The sequence below is a fragment of the Telluria sp. ZT3P26 genome, from assembly GCF_059686035.1.
Window position 1 is genome coordinate 153453 of sequence record NZ_JCASII010000002.1, and the last position, 18142, is coordinate 171594.

At 62.4% G+C, this 18142-nt stretch carries 17 protein-coding genes; 1 reads left to right on the top strand and 16 read right to left on the bottom strand.

Translation table 11 applies throughout. The annotated features are described in order from the left end of the window. Positions 1 to 6: 6 nt before the first annotated feature. From hisG to AC56LN_RS08555, 16 genes are all read right to left on the bottom strand, one after another. Entirely contained in the window at positions 7 to 681 is a 675-nt protein-coding gene (gene hisG, locus AC56LN_RS08480; protein ID WP_499570925.1) for an ATP phosphoribosyltransferase, read from the bottom strand. A gap of 15 nt (positions 682 to 696) precedes the next feature. Further along, positions 697 to 1947: a UDP-N-acetylglucosamine 1-carboxyvinyltransferase gene (murA, locus tag AC56LN_RS08485; RefSeq protein WP_499570927.1), complete on the bottom strand. Its 1251-nt coding sequence runs from the start codon at positions 1945 to 1947 to the stop codon at positions 697 to 699. Between the two features lie 2 nt (positions 1948 to 1949). Then, the gene (locus AC56LN_RS08490; protein WP_499570929.1) at positions 1950 to 2186 is read right to left on the bottom strand and encodes a BolA family protein; all 237 of its coding nucleotides are present in this window, start codon (positions 2184 to 2186) and stop codon (positions 1950 to 1952) included. 17 nt (positions 2187 to 2203) lie between these two features. Then, a complete protein-coding gene (locus AC56LN_RS08495) occupies positions 2204 to 2971 on the bottom strand; it encodes an ABC transporter permease (RefSeq protein WP_183555107.1) in 768 nt (255 codons plus the stop codon). Then, positions 2968 to 3882: an ABC transporter ATP-binding protein gene (locus AC56LN_RS08500; protein WP_332531274.1), complete on the bottom strand. Its 915-nt coding sequence runs from the start codon at positions 3880 to 3882 to the stop codon at positions 2968 to 2970. The genes AC56LN_RS08495 and AC56LN_RS08500 overlap by 4 nt, the downstream gene beginning before the upstream one ends. Before the next feature lie 199 nt (positions 3883 to 4081). Next, positions 4082 to 4339, bottom strand: coding sequence for an STAS domain-containing protein (locus tag AC56LN_RS08505; protein WP_332531273.1), 258 nt, complete (start codon positions 4337 to 4339; stop codon positions 4082 to 4084). Positions 4340 to 4356: 17 nt separating this feature from the next. Further along, on the bottom strand, positions 4357 to 5010 hold the full coding sequence (locus tag AC56LN_RS08510; protein WP_482896644.1) for an MlaC/ttg2D family ABC transporter substrate-binding protein: 654 nt from the start codon (positions 5008 to 5010) through the stop codon (positions 4357 to 4359). Between the two features lie 15 nt (positions 5011 to 5025). Further along, the gene (locus AC56LN_RS08515; RefSeq protein WP_499570932.1) at positions 5026 to 5772 is read right to left on the bottom strand and encodes an MlaA family lipoprotein; all 747 of its coding nucleotides are present in this window, start codon (positions 5770 to 5772) and stop codon (positions 5026 to 5028) included. Next, a complete protein-coding gene (mlaD, locus tag AC56LN_RS08520; protein WP_183555097.1) occupies positions 5769 to 6242 on the bottom strand; it encodes an outer membrane lipid asymmetry maintenance protein MlaD in 474 nt (157 codons plus the stop codon). The genes AC56LN_RS08515 and mlaD overlap by 4 nt, the downstream gene beginning before the upstream one ends. Positions 6243 to 6266: 24 nt before the next feature. Continuing rightward, complete coding sequence (mlaE, locus tag AC56LN_RS08525; RefSeq protein WP_332531269.1) at positions 6267 to 7049, bottom strand: lipid asymmetry maintenance ABC transporter permease subunit MlaE; 783 nt, start codon at positions 7047 to 7049, stop codon at positions 6267 to 6269. Beyond that, positions 7046 to 7849 carry an ABC transporter ATP-binding protein gene (locus AC56LN_RS08530; RefSeq protein WP_332531268.1) on the bottom strand — a complete coding sequence of 268 codons (804 nt, stop codon included), beginning with the start codon at positions 7847 to 7849 and terminating at the stop codon, positions 7046 to 7048. Before AC56LN_RS08530 ends, mlaE begins: the two co-directional genes overlap by 4 nt. A gap of 414 nt (positions 7850 to 8263) precedes the next feature. Continuing rightward, positions 8264 to 9727, bottom strand: coding sequence for a glutamate synthase subunit beta (locus tag AC56LN_RS08535; RefSeq protein ID WP_499570934.1), 1464 nt, complete (start codon positions 9725 to 9727; stop codon positions 8264 to 8266). Between the two features lie 32 nt (positions 9728 to 9759). After that, complete coding sequence (locus AC56LN_RS08540) at positions 9760 to 14475, bottom strand: glutamate synthase-related protein (protein WP_499570936.1); 4716 nt, start codon at positions 14473 to 14475, stop codon at positions 9760 to 9762. 250 nt (positions 14476 to 14725) lie between these two features. Further along, positions 14726 to 15436 carry a transposase gene (locus AC56LN_RS08545; protein WP_499570938.1) on the bottom strand — a complete coding sequence of 237 codons (711 nt, stop codon included), beginning with the start codon at positions 15434 to 15436 and terminating at the stop codon, positions 14726 to 14728. Positions 15437 to 15714: 278 nt separating this feature from the next. Then, positions 15715 to 16395 carry a response regulator transcription factor gene (locus AC56LN_RS08550; protein ID WP_482896649.1) on the bottom strand — a complete coding sequence of 227 codons (681 nt, stop codon included), beginning with the start codon at positions 16393 to 16395 and terminating at the stop codon, positions 15715 to 15717. Between the two features lie 123 nt (positions 16396 to 16518). Then, positions 16519 to 17616, bottom strand: coding sequence for a sensor histidine kinase (locus AC56LN_RS08555; protein ID WP_499570940.1), 1098 nt, complete (start codon positions 17614 to 17616; stop codon positions 16519 to 16521). Positions 17617 to 17824: 208 nt separating this feature from the next. Here AC56LN_RS08555 and AC56LN_RS08560 point away from each other — a divergent pair, with 208 nt between their 5' ends. Then, on the top strand, positions 17825 to 18073 hold the full coding sequence (locus AC56LN_RS08560; RefSeq protein ID WP_499570941.1) for a DUF3297 family protein: 249 nt from the start codon (positions 17825 to 17827) through the stop codon (positions 18071 to 18073). The last annotated feature ends 69 nt before the right edge of the window (positions 18074 to 18142 follow it).

Here is an 18142-nt window from a genome sequence, read left to right on the forward strand (position 1 = left end):
TTGCGTCTAGCCTTTTGCGTTGGAGGCGCGTTCGAACGCGTCCAGGATCGGTTGCAGGCGCTCGCGCTTGAGCTTGAGCGCAGCCTGGTTGACCACCAGGCGCGAGGAGATGTCCATGATCTTTTCGACTTCGACCAGGTTGTTGGCGCGCAGCGTGCCGCCGGTCGAGACCACGTCGACGATGGCGTCGGACAGGCCCACCAGCGGTGCCAGCTCCATCGAGCCATACAGCTTGATCAGGTCGACGTGCACGCCCTTGCGGGCAAAGTGCTCGCGCGCCGTGTTGACGAACTTGGTCGCCACGCGCAGGCGCGCGCCCTGGCGCACAGCGCTGTCGTAGTCGAAGCCCGCGTTGACCGCGACCGACATGCGGCATTCGGCGATGCGCAGGTCGATCGGCTGGTACAGCCCTTCGCCGCCATGCTCGAGCAGCACGTCCTTGCCGGCCACGCCGAAATCGGCGGCGCCGTACTGGACGTAGGTCGGCACGTCGGAGGCGCGCACGATCAGCACGCGCACGCCCGGGTCATTGGTCGGCAGGATCAGCTTGCGCGAGGTCTCGGGATTTTCCAGCACCTCGATCCCGGCCGCCGACAGCAGCGGCAGGGTGTCTTCGAAGATGCGGCCCTTGGACAGCGCCAGGATCAGCTGGGTCTCGTCCGTATTGCTGGTAAAAGTCATGGTGATTCGATGTGATTACTTGATGCGGACGATGTCGGCGCCCACCGCCGACAGCTTCACTTCCATGCGGTCGTAGCCGCGGTCGAGGTGGTAGATGCGGTCGATCAGCGTCGTGCCTTCGGCGGCCATGCCGGCGATGACGAGCGAAGCGGACGCGCGCAGGTCGGTTGCCATGACCGGTGCGCCGATCAGGCGCGTGACGCCATCGATGAACGCGGTATTGCCGTCGGTCGTGATCTGCGCGCCGAGGCGGTTCATCTCTTGCACGTGCATGAAGCGGTTCTCGAAGATCGTCTCGGTCACGCGCGAGGCGCCGCCGGCGATCGTGTTGACGGCCATGAACTGCGCCTGCATGTCGGTCGGGAAGCCCGGATACTCGGTCGTGCGGAACGACACCGGCTGCGGGCGGCCATCCATCCTGGCGCGGATGGTGTCGGTGCCGACGGTCAGTTGCAGGCCGATTTCGCGCAGTTTATCAAGCGCCACGTCGAAGATGTCGGTGCGGGTGTTGGTCAGCTGGATGTCGCCCCCGGTGGCCGCGACGGCGCACAGGAAGGTCGCCGCTTCGATGCGGTCCGAGATCACGGCATGGCTGGCGCAATGCAGTTCCGGCACGCCCTGGATCACCAGGCGGTCGGTGCCGATGCCCTCGATCTTCGCGCCCATGGCCACCAGCAGATTGGCCAGGTCGGTCACTTCCGGCTCGCGCGCGGCGTTTTCAAGCACCGTCTCGCCGTCGGCCAGCGTTGCGGCCATGAGCAGGTTCTCGGTGCCGGTGACGGTGATCATGTCGGTGCGGATGCGCGCGCCCTTGAGCTTCGTGGCCCTGGCGTGGATATAGCCGCCTTCGATCGTGATCTCGGCGCCCATCGCGCGCAGGCCCTGGATGTGCTGGTCGACCGGGCGCGAGCCGATGGCGCAGCCGCCCGGCAGCGACACCTTGGCTTCGCCGAAGCGCGCCAGCAGGGGGCCCAGCACCAGGATCGAGGCGCGCATGGTTTTTACCAGTTCGTACGGCGCGACCAGGTTGTTGATCGCGCTGCCGTTCATGGTGACGTTTTCGTCGTCCAGATCGATTTTCAGGCCGGTGGTTTCCAGCAGCTTGAGCATCGTGCGCACGTCATGCAGGCGCGGCACGTTGGACAGGTGCAGGTCACCCGCGGTGAGCAGGCCCGCGCACAGGATGGGCAACGCCGCATTCTTGGCGCCGGAAATCGCGATGTCACCTTGCAGGCGTTTGCCGCCAACGATCTGGAGCTTGTCCATGATTAGCCTTTGAATTCTTCAGGGGTCAGGGTTTTCATCGACAGCGCGTGGATTTCCTCGCGCATGCGGTCGCCCAGCGCGGCGTACACGATCTGGTGGCGCTGGATCGGGCGCTTGCCGACGAACGCTGGCGAGACGATCACCGCCTCGAAGTGCTGGCCGTCGCCATTGACGGTCAGGTGGGTGCATTCCAGGCCGGCGCTGAGATAGCCGTGTATCAGTTCGGGTGTGGTGGCCACGATAACTCCAAAAATTTTTAGTGGCGCAGCTTGTAGCCGCGCTTGAGCAGGTTGATCGCCATGGCCGTCAGCACCGCGAAGAACACGGACACGATGGCCAGGCTGGTCCAGGGCGACACGTCGGACTGCCCGAAGAACCCGTAACGGAACCCGTCAATCATATAAAAGAACGGGTTGAAATGCGAGACGGCCAGCCAGAATGGCGGCAGTTTTTGTACCGAATAGAACACCCCGGCCAGGAACGTGGCCGGCATGATCAGGAAGTTCTGGAACGCGGCCAGCTGGTCGAATTTTTCGGCCCAGATGCCGGCAATGACGCCCATGGTGCCGAGAATCGCAGCGCCCAGAATCGCGAACACGACGATCCACACCGGCGCGACAAACGTCAGGTGTGCGAACCAGGCGGTAATCGCAAACACGCCGGCGCCGACCGCGATCCCGCGCAGCACCGCCGCGCCGACATACGCCGCCAGGATCTCGGCGTGCGACAGCGGCGCGAGCAGGATGAACACCAGGTTGCCGCTGATCTTGGACTGGATCAGCGACGACGACGAATTGGCGAACGCGTTTTGCAGCACGCTCATCATCACCAGGCCAGGAATCAGGAACGACGTGTAGGCCACGCCTTCGAGCATCTCGACCCGGCCATCGAGCACGTGGCCGAAGATGACGAGATACAGCATCGCGGTGACGACGGGCGCGGCGACGGTCTGCGTGGCCACCTTCCAGAAACGCAGCGACTCTTTGTAGAACAGGGTGCGGAACCCGATCGAAAACAGATTCATTGCTTACCCTCTTCCATGATCTGGATGAAGATGTCTTCCAGATCGGCCTGCTGCAGCTGCATCTCGTCGATGACGGCGCCGGCTTCGCGCAGGCGCGCCAGGATCGGCTCGACATCGGCGTAGTCGTTCACGCGCAGCGTGTATTTGTTGTTGTTGGCAGGTTCGTCGTGCGACACGAGCGGACGCAGTTCAGCCGGCAGTGCGCCGGACTTCAGGTGCACGACCAGTTGCGAACCCGAGACGCGGCGCAGCAGGGTGCTCATCGTGTCGAGCGCCACCACATTGCCCTGCTTGAGCATCGCCACGCGCTGGCACATGGCCTGCGCTTCTTCGAGATAGTGGGTGGTGAGCACCACCGTGTGGCCGCCTTCGCGATTCAGGCGCGCGATGAATTTCCACAGCGTCTGGCGCAGTTCGACGTCGACGCCGGCGGTCGGTTCATCCAGCACGATCACGGGCGGACGGTGCACGAGCGCCTGCGCCACCAGCACGCGCCGCTTCATGCCGCCCGACAGCGCGCGCATGTTGACGTCGGCCTTGTCGGTCAGGTCGAGGTTGTGCATCACTTCGTCGATCCAGCCATCGTTGTTGCGGATGTCGAAGTAGCCCGACTGCAGGCGCAGCGTTTCGCGCACCGTGAAGAACGGATCGAACACCAGCTCTTGCGGCACGACGCCCAGGCGCTTGCGCGCTTCGCGAAAATCGGTCACGACATCGTGGCCGTGGATTTTCACGCTGCCGGCGTCGGGACGGATCAGGCCCGCGATGGTGGAAATAAGGGTGGTCTTGCCGGCGCCATTCGGGCCCAGCAGGCCAAAGAACTCGCCCTCTTCGATGGAAAGGGACACGCCCTTGAGCGCCTTGAAGCCCTTGTAGCTCTTCTCGACACGGTCAATCTGGATTGCAGTCATGCGAAATGGGAGGCGCGACGCGCGATAGTCAAAACAAAACGGAGGCCGGCTGGGGGACGCACCAGGACCGTGCGGGGAAACAGTCCATTATAGGTGAAATTGCCATGTCAAGCGGGCCAGGCGGAGAAACCCGGCGGAGGCCGTGCAGGCACTGATGGTGAAACGCGCAAACAAAACGGGCAGCCGAAGCTGCCCGTATTCATGCTGGTGCGACCAGCGTGTCGACCCCGTACAGGGCCGCCAGCTTGCGCACGTTGTCCGGCACGTTGATGAACGTGAGCCGGTGCCCGGCGCTCAGTGCGCGGCGCTGCCAGGCCAGCAGCAGGGCCACGCCCGACGAATCGGCCGACTTCACGCCGGCTAGGTCGAACACGGTCTCGCCAAGACCGATCGCCGCTTCACCCTGCGCCAGCGCCAGGCGGGCGCTGTCGAAGGTCATGGCATCGATCGTCAGCATGGGATTTGCCTCGGCCATTACTTGCCCGGCGCTGCCAGCGGCTTGGACGCCAGTTGCGCATTGCGGTCGGCCAGGCGCTTGATCAGGCCATCGACGCCGCTCTTGCTGATCTCGCTGTTGAAGGTGCTCTTGTAGGTCTCGACCAGCCAGGCGCCCAGGATGTTCACGTCATAGATCTTCCAGCCGTTGTTGTTCTCTTTGGCCAGGCGATAGTTCAGCGTGATCGGCTCGCCGCGCGCGACATTGACCTGCGAGCGCACTTCGACATCGGTATCGGTGGCAGCAGCGCGCATCGGCTTGAACTCCACGGTTTCGTTCTTGATGGTCGACAGCGCACCGGAGTACGTGTAGACCAGCAGGTTACGGAACTCGGTGGTCAGGCGCTTTTGCTGGTCCGGCGTGGCGGTGCGCCAGTGGCGGCCAGCTGCTTGCTGCGTCATTTTTTCGGCATCGACGTACGGCAGGATCTTGGTATTGACCAGACCCATGATCTTGCTGCGGTCGCCCGACTGGATCGCCTTGTCGTTCTTGACGCTGTCGATCACTTCGGCGCTGATGCGCTTGACCAGCACGTCCGGCGCTTCGGCGCTGGCGGCAGGCTGGGCGATCACACTCGTGGAAAAGGCAGCGGTGACTGCGGCGGCGGCGATCAGGTGCATGAATGGTTTCATCGTATTCCTTTCAACTTACTTCGTTTCGGAAGGTGCTGGCTCGGCGACGTCATCAGCCTGGCGCGGCACATTGCCGTCGTAGACCTGGCTCTGGCGGCGCTGCAGATAGCCGTCGCGCAGGAACTCGTAGCGGTCCAGTGCGGCGTCTTCCATCAGGCCCGAGGCGTCGAGCAGCGTAGCGCGTTTGTCGATCAGGTTGACACCGGTGCCGACATTGCGCCAGTTGACCGGCGTTTTGTAACGCCAGATGTTGCCGGCACTGTCCGCCGGCAGCGCTGCGGTGTCACGCACCGTAGATGGGCCCAGCAGCGGCAACATCAAGTACGGACCGCTCGGCACACCCCATTTTCCCAGCGTCTGGCCGAAATCTTCGTTGTGCTTCTGCATGCCGGCTTCGGACGCGATGTCCAGCAGGCCGAAGATGCCGAAGGTCGAATTGACTGCCACGCGGCCAAAATCGGTCGCGCCGGCTTCGCCCTTGCCTTGCAGGAAGTTATTGATCGAGCTCCAGGCATCCGACAGGTTGCCAAAGAAATTGTTCACGCCCGTCTGGGCGAAGCCCGGTACAACCTTCTTGTAGGCGGTCGCGGTCGGCTTGAGCACGGTGCGGTCAACGGCATCGTTGAACGAGTAGACGGCGCGGTTATAGCCTTCGAGCGGATCCTGCGGATTGTTCGCGGTCGTCGCGCAACCGGTCAGAACCAGGACAGCAGCGGCAGCGGCACAGAGACGCAGGTGCGAAAGCGTGTTGGTGTAGTTCATTGACTACCTTCCTTTCCATCAGCAGCCTTGCTGTAGATAAATTGATTGATCAAGTCTTCGAGGACTGTCGCCGACTGGGTGCGAATGATGCGATCGCCTTCAGCCAGGTTGTTCGTGTCGCCACCGGCTTCGATACCGATGTATTGCTCGCCAAGCAGGCCCGCGGTCAGGATCTTCAACGAACTATCTTTTGGGAATTTATAGTCAGTGTCCAGATCGAGGCGCACAGATGCCTGGAAGCTCTTGTCGTCAAAGGCAATCTCGCCCACGCGGCCGACCACCACACCGGCGCTCTTGACGGGCGCCTGCGGCTTGAGGCCACCGATATTGTCGAACCGGCCGCTGACGGAATACGTCTGCCCGAACGACATGGACTTCAGATTGCCGGCCTGGAATGCCAGGAACAGCAGTGCCGCCAAACCCAGCAGCACGAACAGGCCAACCCAGACGTCGATAGTTTTGCGATGCATTTTATTACCCTAAAACCGTGTTAGTTATTTATTGAACATCAGGGCGGTCATGACGAAGTTCAGCCCCCAGACCAGCAGCGATGCGATCACGACAGTACGCGTGGTCGCACGCGAGACGTCTTCCGGCGTCGGCTGGGCCTGGTACCCCTGGAACAGGGCAGTAAAGGTCACGGCGATGCCAAAGATAAAGCTTTTAATCACGCCGTTCAGTACGTCAGCGCGCACATCGACGCCAGATTGCATCTGCGCCCAGAAAGAACCTTCATCCACGCCGATCAATTTCACGCCGACGAGATAGCCGCCCATCACGCCAACGGCCGAAAACACGGTCGCCAGCACCGGCATGGCGATCACGCCTGCCCAGAAACGCGGCGCCAGCACCCGTTGGACCGGATTAATCGCCATCATTTCCATGGCCGACAATTGCTCGCCCGCCTTCATGAGGCCGATCTGCGCCGTCAGCGAGGTGCCGGCGCGACCGGCAAACAGCAGCGCGGTGACGACCGGACCCAGTTCGCGCACGAGCGACAACGCGACCACCTGGCCCAGCATCTGCTCGGCGCCGTACTGGTTCAGCGTGTAGTAACCCTGCAGGCCCAGCACCATGCCGACGAACAGGCCCGACACGGCAATGATCACCAGCGAATAGTTACCGATGAAGTGAATCTGCTCGGAAATCAAACCCGGACGGCGGAATGCGCCTGGCGACACGCGCAGGATGCTGAGGAACGAGCGGATGGCAAAGCCGAGACCGGCCAGCCCTTCGCGCACGGTACAGCCGATGTAACCGAGGAAACGGGCGATCATGTGCGCGCTCCCAGGCCCAGGTCGTCGGCCAGCGTCTTGCCGGGATAATGGAACGGCACCGGGCCGTCTGGTTCGGCGTTGACGAACTGGCGCACGTACGGGTCGGTCGACACACGCAGTTCGGTCGGCGTGCCTTCTGCAACGATTTTGCCAGCGGACATGAAGTAGACGTAGTCGGCAATGGCGAAGCACTCTTTCACATCGTGCGAGACGAGGATCGAGGTCGAGCCGAGGGCGTCGTTCAGGTTGCGGATCAGGTTCGCGGTCACGCCCATCGAGATCGGGTCGAGGCCGGCGAACGGCTCGTCGTACATGATCAGTTCAGGGTCCAGCGCCACGGCGCGCGCGACGGCCACACGGCGCGCCATGCCGCCCGAAATCTCGGCCGGCTTGAGGCGGTGCGCATTGCGCAGGCCCACGGCGTTGAGCTTCATGAGCACGAGGTCGCGGATGAGTTCTTCGGGCAGGTCGGTGTGCTCGCGCAGCGGAAACGCCACGTTATCGAATACCGACAGGTCGGTAAACAGTGCGCCAAACTGGAACAGCATGCCCATGCGCCGGCGCAGGCGGTACAAGCCCTGCGTATCAAGGCTGTGCACGACTTCGCCGCCAATGCGGACTTCGCCACGCTGGGGGCGAATCTGGCCGCCGATGAGACGTAACACCGTCGTCTTGCCGCAACCGGACCCGCCCATGACAGCAATGAGCTTGCCACGTGGGAAATCCATGCGCAGATTCGACAGAATGGAACGCTCACCGTAAGCAAAATGCAGATCGCGGATTTCGACTAGGTTCGACACAGCATCATTTGAGGTTAGGGAATCCGGTATTGTAGTGCAGAAAGCTATTTACCCGCTTGGGGGACCCGATTTTACCCCCGGCAGACGACGTGACATTACAACACTAATAACTATGTGGTCAGCTATTTAACGTTGTAAGCAATTGTTTTTATTGGATTATGCATATATGACAATATTGCAATTCCTTGTTAGGAATCAAACTAATTGAAACATATTTACATAAGTCAAACTGGACACACCGCTTTATCCGACAACAGCGTGCCAGGCTATTTTGCACCGCAGCATCAATTGGGGATGGCTTTGCGAATTAGCAAGTGACAGTTTATAAATAGTTTGTCATGCAATTGTCGCCGGGTTGCAGGGGAGCCGGCGAAGATGGCGGCCGCATTGCACGGCCGCCATTCACTTGATGTCTTAGCGTGGCAAGACAGACGAACCCATCAGGAACTCGTCGACCGCACGCGCGCATTGACGGCCCTCGCGGATCGCCCATACCACCAGCGATTGTCCACGCCGCATGTCGCCCGCCGTAAACACCTTCGGGTTCGACGTCTGGTAGGCCAGGTCGCCCTCGGTGGTGGCGCGTGCATTGCCGCGTGGATCTTTCTGCACGCCGAAGGCGTCGAGCACCTGCTGCACGGGCGACACAAAGCCCATCGCCAGCAGCACCAGATCGGCTTTCAGTTCGAATTCGGAGTCCGGCACTTCCGTCATCTTGCCGTCCTTCCATTCGACGCGGCAGGCGATCAGCTTTTCCACCTTGCCGCCCTTGCCTTCCAGGCGCTTGGTCGCCACCGCCCAATCGCGCTCGCAGCCTTCTTCGTGCGACGACGAGGTGCGCAGGCGCGTCGGCCAGTAGGGCCAGACCAGCGGCTTGTTTTCGTGCTCCGGTGGCTGTGGCAGCAGTTCGAACTGGGTCACCGACGCCGCGCCGTGGCGGTTCGAGGTGCCGACGCAGTCCGAGCCGGTGTCGCCGCCGCCGATGACGATCACGTGCTTGCCGGTGGCTTTCAGCTGGTCCTTCAGCTTGTCGCCGGCATTGACACGGTTTTGCTGCGGCAGGAAGTCCATCGCAAAGTGCACTCCCTTGAGCTGGCGGCCCGGCACCGGCAGGTCGCGTGGCTGCTCGGCGCCGCCGGCCATGATGACGGCGTCGAATTCTTTTTCCAGGTCTTCCGGGAAGATGGTGTCGCGCGCCATATTGCTCACGCTCGCCGGGAAGTCCTTGCCGATCAACACACCGGTGCGGAACGTGACACCCTCGGCCTGCATCTGCTCGACGCGGCGGTCGATCAGGTCCTTTTCCATCTTGAAGTCGGGGATCCCGTAGCGCAGCAGGCCGCCCAGGCGATCGCTCTTTTCAAATACCGTCACGTCATGGCCGACCCGCGCCAGTTGCTGGGCCGCGGCCAGGCCGGCAGGCCCCGAACCGACGACGGCGACCTTGCGGCCCGTGCGCTGCTCGGGTGGCTGCGGCACCACCCAGCCGTGCTCCCAGCCGGTGTCGATGATCTTGCGCTCGATCGACTTGATGCCGACCGGGTCATCGTTGATCCCGAGCGTGCAGGCGGATTCGCACGGCGCCGGGCAGATGCGGCCGGTGAACTCGGGGAAGTTGTTCGTCGAGTGCAGGTTCTCAAGCGCGTGGCGGTAATTGCCATGGAAGACCAGGTCGTTCCAGTCCGGGATGATGTTGTTGACCGGGCAGCCCGTATTACAGAACGGGATGCCGCAATCCATGCAGCGCGCACCCTGCACCTTCGCCTGCGCGTCGGTCAGCGTGATGACGAATTCCTTGTAGTTCTTCAGACGCGCGACCGGTTCGAGATGATCCTCTTCCTGCCGTTCGAATTCCATGAAGCCGGTAATTTTGCCCACAATATTTTCCTTGGTCGTTGGTCCGCGGCTGCTTACGCGGCCTGATCGATCTTGTCGTTCGCTTCTTCCATGCTCGAGAAGTGCATTTCTTCGAGCGCGCGCTTGTAGTCGGTCGGGAACACCTTGACGAACTTGCTGCGGCTGTTGGCCCAGTCGTCGAGCAGGTTGCGCGCGCGCGTGCTGCCGGTGTACTTGAAGTGGCGCTCGATCAGGCGGCGCAGGATCGCTTCGTCCGACTCGCGCTCGCTGGTGCGCGACTGGCTGTGCCAGGCTGCCGGGTCGGTCTGGTCTTTCGACGCCAGCACCCGCTCGAGATTGACCATCGTCGTGTTGCAGCGCGCTTCGAATTCGCCCTTCGGGTCATACACGAAGGCGACACCGCCCGACATGCCGGCCGCGAAGTTGCGGCCCGTATCGCCCAGCACTGCCACCGTCCCGCCGGTCATGTACTCGCAACCGTGGTCGCCGCAGCCTTCGACGACGGCCGTGGCGCCCGAGTTGCGCACCGCGAAGCGCTCGCCGGCCACGCCGTTGAAGAAGGCTTCGCCCGAGATCGCGCCATACAGCACGGTGTTACCGACGATGATGTTGTCGACTGCCCAGCCACGGAACTCGGTGTTCGGCCGCACGATGATGCGCCCGCCCGACAGGCCCTTGCCAACGTAGTCGTTGCCTTCGCCGACCAGGTCCATCGTGATGCCGCCGGCCAGGAAGGCAGCAGCAGACTGGCCCGCCGTGCCTTGCAGCTGGATGTGGATCGTGTCGTCCGGCAGGCCGGCATGGCCGTAGCGCGTGGCGACTTCGCCCGACAGCATGGCGCCGACGGTGCGGTTCAGGTTCTTGACCGGCGAGATGAACGAGACGCGCTCGCCCTTTTCAAGGGCTGCCTTGGCTTGCGCGATCAGCTTGTGATCGAGCGCCTTATCCAGGCCATGGTCCTGGCCTTCGGTGTGGAACAGGGCGCGCTGGCTCTCGACTTTCGGCTGGTAGAAGATGTTCGAGAAGTCCAGGCCCTGCGCCTTCCAGTGCCCGATCGCCTTGGATTTGTCGAGCAGGTCGGCGCGGCCAATCAGTTCGTCATAGGTGCGGATACCCAGCTGCGCCATGATCTGGCGCGCTTCTTCGGCCACGAAGAAGAAGTAGTTCACCACGTGCTCGGGTTTGCCCTGGAATTTCGCGCGCAGCACCGGATCTTGCGTGGCCACGCCCACCGGGCAGGTATTCAGGTGGCACTTGCGCATCATGATGCAACCTTCGACCACGAGCGGCGCAGTGGCAAAGCCCACTTCGTCGGCGCCCAGCATCGCCGCGATGACGACGTCGCGGCCGGTGCGCATCTGGCCGTCGGCTTGCAGACGGATGCGGCTGCGCAAACCATTGAGCACCAGCGTCTGCTGGGTCTCGGCCAGGCCCAGCTCCCACGGCGTGCCGGCGTGCTTGACCGACGACAGGGGCGAGGCGCCCGTGCCGCCATCGTGGCCGGCCACGACGATGTGATCGGCCTTGGCTTTCGAGACACCGGCAGCAACCGTGCCGATGCCCACTTCCGAGACCAGCTTGACCGAGATCGAGGCGCGCGGGTTCACGTTTTTCAGGTCGTGGATCAGCTGGGCCAGATCTTCGATCGAATAGATGTCGTGGTGCGGCGGCGGCGAAATCAGGCCGACACCCGGCACCGAGAAACGCAGGGACGCGATGTACTCGGACACTTTATGGCCCGGCAGCTGGCCGCCTTCGCCCGGCTTGGCGCCCTGCGCCATCTTGATCTGGATCTGATCGGCCGAGTTCAGGTATTCGGCGGTGACGCCAAAGCGGCCCGACGCCACCTGCTTGATTTTTGAGCGCAGCGAGTCGCCGTCTTCGAGCGGGATGTCGACCACGACGCGGCCATCGCCCAGGCGCGAGGCCAGCGACTCGCCCTTCTTGATGGCGATGCCCTTGAATTCATTCATGTAGCGCGCCGGATCTTCGCCGCCCTCGCCCGTATTGCTCTTGCCGCCGATGCGGTTCATCGCGATGGCCAGCGTGGCGTGGGCTTCGGTGCTGATCGAGCCGAGCGACATGGCGCCGGTGGCAAAGCGCTTGACGATGTCCTTGGCCGATTCGACTTCTTCGATCGGGATCGCCTTGTCGCGGTCGATCTTGAATTCGAACAGGCCGCGCAGCGTCAGGTGACGGCGCGTCTGGTCGTTGATCAGCTGCGCGTATTCCTTATAGGTCGAGAAGTTGTTGGCACGGGTTGCGTGCTGCAGCTTGGCGATCGTGTCAGGCGTCCACAGGTGGTCTTCGCCGCGCACGCGGAAGGCGTACTCGCCGCCCACGTCCAGCGCATTGGCCAGCACCGGATCGGCGCCAAAGGCCAGCGCGTGCAGGCGCAGCGCTTCTTCGGCCACTTCGAACAGGCCGATGCCTTCGATGTTCGACGAGGTGCCCTTGAAGTACTTGTCGACCAGCGATTTGTTCAGGCCCACGGCCTCGAAGATCTGCGCGCCGCAGTACGACATGTAGGTGGAGATGCCCATCTTTGACATCACCTTCATCAGGCCCTTGCCGACGGCCTTGATGTAGTTGTAGCTGACCGTATCAAGCGACAATTCCTGCGGCAGGCCATGCGCCAGCTCGGCCAGCGTTTCGAGCGCCAGGTACGGGTGCACGGCTTCGGCGCCGTAGCCGGCCAGCAGCGCAAAGTGGTGCGTCTCGCGTGCCGAACCGGTTTCGATCACGAGGCCGGCGGAGGCGCGCAGGCCGCGCGCCACCAGGTGCTGGTGCACGCTCGACGTGGCCAACAGCGCAGGGATCGCGACCAGGTCGGGCGACATGCGGCGATCCGACACGATCAGGATGTTGTGGCCCGACTTGACGGCATCGACCGCTTCGGCGCACAGCGAGGCCAGCGACGCTTCGATGCCTTCCTTGCCCCAGGCGACCGGGTAGCAGATGTTCAGCTCATAGGCCTTGAACTTGCCGCCGGTATGCTGGCCGATATTGCGCAGGCGCGCCATGTCGTCGAAGTTCAGGATCGGCTGCGCGACCTCGAGGCGCATCGGCGGATTGACGTTGTTGGTGTCGAGGATGTTCGGCTTGGGGCCGATGAACGAAACCAGCGACATGACCATGCTTTCGCGGATCGGATCGATCGGCGGATTGGTCACCTGCGCGAACAGCTGCTTGAAGTAGTTATACAGCGGCTTGAGTTTGTTGGACGTGACGGCCAGTGGCGAATCGTTGCCCATCGAGCCGGTGGCTTCTTCGCCCAGCACCGCCATCGGCGCCATCAGGAACTTCAGGTCTTCCTGCGTGTAGCCGAACGCCTGCTGGCGGTCGAGCAGCGTCAGCGCCGGCTTTTCGCCCTGCGCATCCTTCGCGCGGCCGGCGGCCAGCTGCGATTCGGTCAGCTTGATTTCATTCAGTTTGATGCGCACCGACTTGATCCACGCCTTGTATGGCTTGGCGTTGGCGTAGGTGTCCTTCAGTTCCTTGTCGTCGATGATGCGACCCGCTTCGAGGTCGATCAGGAACATCTTGCCCGGCTGGAGGCGCCACTTCTTGACGATGCGCGATTCGGGAATCGGCAGCACGCCCGATTCGGACGCCATGACGACCAGGTCGTCCTCGGTGATGACGTAGCGCGCCGGGCGCAGGCCGTTGCGGTCGAGCGTACCGCCGATGTGGCGGCCGTCGGTGAAGGCCATCGCAGCCGGGCCGTCCCACGGCTCCATCATCGCGGCGTGGTATTCGTAGAAGGCGCGGCGGTTGTCGTCCATCGACGCGTGGTTCTCCCAGGCTTCCGGGATCATCATCATCATCGCCTGGGCGATCGGGTAGCCGGCCATGATCAGGAGTTCAAGCGCGTTGTCGAAGCAGGCGGTATCCGACTGGCCTTCATAGATCAGCGGGAACAGCTTGTTCAGGTCGTCGCCCAGCACGGCCGACTTGAGGATGCCTTCGCGCGCGCGGGTCCAGTTGAAGTTGCCCTTGACGGTATTGATCTCGCCGTTGTGGGCGATCAGGCGGTACGGGTGGGCCAGCGGCCACTCGGGGAAGGTGTTGGTCGAGAAGCGCTGGTGGACCAGGGCCAGCGCCGAGATGCAGCGCGGATCCTGCAGATCCTTGTAGAACACGCCCACCTGGTCGGCCAGCAGCAGGCCCTTGTAGACGACGGTGCGCGCCGACATCGACGGCACGAAGAACTCCTTGCCGTGCAGGAGTTTCAAGGCCTGGATCGCGTGACCGGACGATTTGCGGATGACGTACAGCTTACGCTCGAGTGCATCGGTGACCATAATGTCCGGACCGCGGCCGATGAAGATCTGGCGGATCACCGGCTCCTTGGCGCGCACGAACGGCGACATCGGCATCGTCGCATCGACCGGCACGTTGCGCCAGCCGAGGACGACCTGGCCTTCGATGCGCACGGCGCGCTCGATCTCCTGCTCGCAGGCGATGCGCGACGCATGCTCTTTCGGCAAGAACACCATGCCGACGCCGTACTCGCCCGGCGGGGGCAACTCGACGCCCTGGCGCGCCATCTCGTCGCGGTAGTACTGGTCCGGAATCTGGATCAGGATCCCCGCCCCGTCGCCCATCAGCGCATCGGCGCCCACGGCGCCCCGGTGGTCGAGGTTCTTCAGGATCAGCAGACCCTGTTCAACAATCGAATGACTCTTGTTGCCCTTGATATGGGCGATGAAGCCAACACCGCAAGCATCGTGTTCATTGGCGGGATCATACAAACCTTGGGCAATCATGCGACATTCTCCACATCTTTACGGGATCGAATGCCGAGAATAGTGCAATGCAAAATCCCCCGTCAACCTCAATAATTAGGGTCAGAGTCGAATTGTTTGACAACTTTTTGAGAAATCCAATAATTGGGGACAGAGTCATTCTGGTTTGTGGGCATGCTTATCATTGGAACCTAAGCCATTGATTCGTAAAGCATTTAGCCAATAAAAAACGGCACGAATAACCGTGCCGTGGTGTCGGGAATTGCGCTTTTTACGCTTGCGCGAGCGGTGGAAGGGGCGGATTAAACGGTCGGCCACGCTTGGCTGGCAGGATCTGGCGTTGTGTTTTTTGCTCGAGCTGGCTCTTGAAGGTGTCGGAACCCAGTGGCTTGTTTCGCAGGATCGAGCTGGTGATGAAATCGACCTCCTCGGATGACAGACCTTGCTGCACCATGTCGATATACGCCGCCTCGCGCTGGAATGGCGTGTTGCCCAGGGCCCAGAACAGGCTGTGATCGCTAACGAGCGTATCGAGGCGCGCCCCGGCGTGATGGGCATAGCTCGACCACGGATACTCCGCCGGGCCCGCCGACAACTGCGCGCGCACCGGATTGAGCTCGATGTAGCGGCTGCAGGTCATGAAATAGCGGTCCGAGTCGATCAGCGACGTGCGGAAGCGGCCTTCGAACAAGCCTCCGCTGCGCTCGTACTTATGGTTAAACCACGGAACATAGAGTCGGCCAACCTTCTGCATCATCAGCGCCAGGCCGGTGGCGTCACTGGGGGTTGCCAGCAAGTGCACATGGTTCGGCATCAGGACATAAGCGTGGATCGCCACGTCATAAAACCGCGCGCCTTCCTTGAGCCAGACGAGAAATCGCTGGTAATCCGCCTCTTCCCTGTAAATGATCTGGCGGTTATTGCCGCGTTGGATCACGTGGTGCGGTTGCTCGGGAACGATGAGTCGAGGTTGGCGTGCCATGGCGTCGGATGTGTGCGAAGAGCCCAAATTCTACAATGGAAAACGACTCTGTCCCTAATTAATCGCAAGCACCCTCAACATTGGCCTGACTCTGTCCCCAATTAATCAAGCTAGAACCCAGGCGCAATTTCTGCCAAGATTTTTTGTGCCAAAGTGAGTCATTCAGCCAATTGACCAAAGAAAATTGGCCAATAATTCGACTCTGACCCTAATTGTCTGAGTGGAAATTGGCCAATAATTCGACTCTGACCCTCATTGTGGGAGGGCAGAGGCGGCGGTCAGGAGAGGGTGAAGCCGGCGGAGAGGCTGTAGCCTTCGCCATAGGCGCTGCGCAGGGGGAGGTCCTGGCCGAGGCCGGAGCGGGCTTTCTTGCGCAGGCGGTAGACCAGCATGTCGACGCGGCGGCTGGCGTCCGGGTCGTCGCCCCCCATGCCGGCGACGATCACGTGACGCGGCACCGGGCGCGTGTTGATCGTCAGCAGGTGCAGGAAGTTGCATTCCTTTTCGGTCAGGTCGACGACCTTGCCCATCAGCTCGAGCTGGCGCGCGCTTACGCGCAGCATCCACTTGCTTGGTGCCGGTGCCGGATCCTGCGGGCGCACCCGGCGGTCGAGTGCCTCGATGTGGGCGGCCAGTTCCGGGAACTTGATCGGCTTGGTCAGATAATGGTCGGCGCCCAGGCGCAGGCCCAGGATGCGGTGGTCGAACGCTACCCGGCCCGTCAGTACCAGCAGCCCGATTTCCGGGTACAGCTGGCGCATGCGCGGGATGACATTGAAGCCATCTTCGTCTGGCAACCCGAGGTCGAGCACCACGACCGCAGCCGGCGTGCGCGTCAGCGCCGCCCACATCTCACTGGCGGTCCTGGCGATCGTGACGTCGTGGTCCAGCTCGTTCAGGAACTCGGCCATGTCGTCGGCGTATTCGCCATTGTCTTCAACTATCAGTATCTGCGTCATGCCTTTGCCATATTAGTCACCTGTCCGTCGTTGATACCGATGGTAGCGTTATCCACGCGGAAGCGCGGTCCCGATTATCACTGCTGAGGCTACCCGAAGCAAGGAGTTATTCCTCTATATCCTCTATAAGACCAGCGCCGGCATCCAGAGCCGGAACTCGGCGCCGGCGCCCTGCTGCCCCGCGGCCAGGCTCAATACGCCGCCGTGGACTTCGATGATCGAGCGCGCCATGTACAGCCCCAGGCCACTGCCCGGCAGCCCGGCGGCGTTGCGGCCGCGATACCCCTTGTCAAAGACCCGCGAGGCGTCGTCCGGCGGCACGCCCGCACCACAATCGAGTACGGCGATCTCGACCCCGCCGCCGCTGCGCCGCACGCGCACGGTGACGTCGCTGGCGGGCGGCGAAAACGCCAGCGCATTGTCGATCATGACCTTCAGCGCCAGCCGCAGGCCTTCCGGTTCGCCGCGCAGGATCGATTCGACATCCTCCAGCTGCAACACGGCCACGCGCCCGGCGGCGCGGATCTGGGCCGCGCCCGTCTCGACCAGTTCACCGACCGTGATCGTGTTGGGCTGGCGGGTGCGCCCGAGCGTGGCCATGCGGTCCGGCGACAGGTATTCGTCGAGCATCCCGATCAGGCGATCGACCGCGGCGCCAATCTTGCGGTAGCGGACACGCACCGATTCCTCGGCATGGCTGGAGGTCGCTTCCAGCCGCTGGATCGCGCCATCGATCGTCGCCAGCGGCGTACGGAATTCGTGATTGAGCATGCTGGCAAACCGCTTGTGTTCGCTGTCATGGCCGCGCCGGACCGACAGGTCACGCAACAGGCCGACCAGCGTGGAGGTGTCGTCCGGCGACACGATGGCCAGCGCTTCCAGCGCCAGCGGGCGGCGCTCGGCATCGAACAGATCGAATTCGCGCCGGTTGCGCACCCCCGGCGTGCCGGCTGCCGTCGTGCGCAACCACGCCGCCAGTGGCGCCAGCGGCGAGGCACTGTCGCCGTCGAGCGCGCCCTGCAACGTCCCGGCGTCATAGCCGCTGAGCGCGGCAAACGCCGGGCTCAGATAGCGCACGCTCCCCGCAGGCAGCGCAATGGCAAATGCCACATCATCGCCCAGTTCGGCGATCGTGCGCAGTTGCCGGGCCGTGAGCAGCTCATCCTTGTGATCAGGAGCCGGGATGGCAGACGCGGTGGCGGCAATCGGACTGGACTTCATTCGGACTCTTTCTTCACCAACAGTTACAAGCAAGATATTGACCAGCTAGTATATCTCGACCGTCACATTTTTGTGACATATTGCTCATGTGATGCAAAAAATGGTGCTACCGGCGAACCCGGACAGGGCACGCATCGCGGCTGCCATGCGGACTGCAAACGAAACAAATACGCCACATGGGCAGGGTTTGGGCGATAATTTCACTACCATGAACGATACCGCTACCCGCCCCCCACTCCCAGACCGGCTCTCGATCGATCCGAGCAGCCCTTTCCACAACCGTGACGTCTTCCAGCACGATGTCGGCATTCGCTTCAACGACAAGGACCGCACCGACGTCGAAGAGTATTGCATCAGCGAAGGCTGGATCAAGGTCGCCGCCGGCAAGACCCTCGACCGCAAAGGCCGCCCGATGCTGATCAAGCTGAAAGGCACAGTCGAAGCGTATTACGCCTAATCCTTCGGTCGATACAACAATGGCGGGCTTGCGAGCCCGCCATTTCTTTATCTATACCAGCGCCAGCTT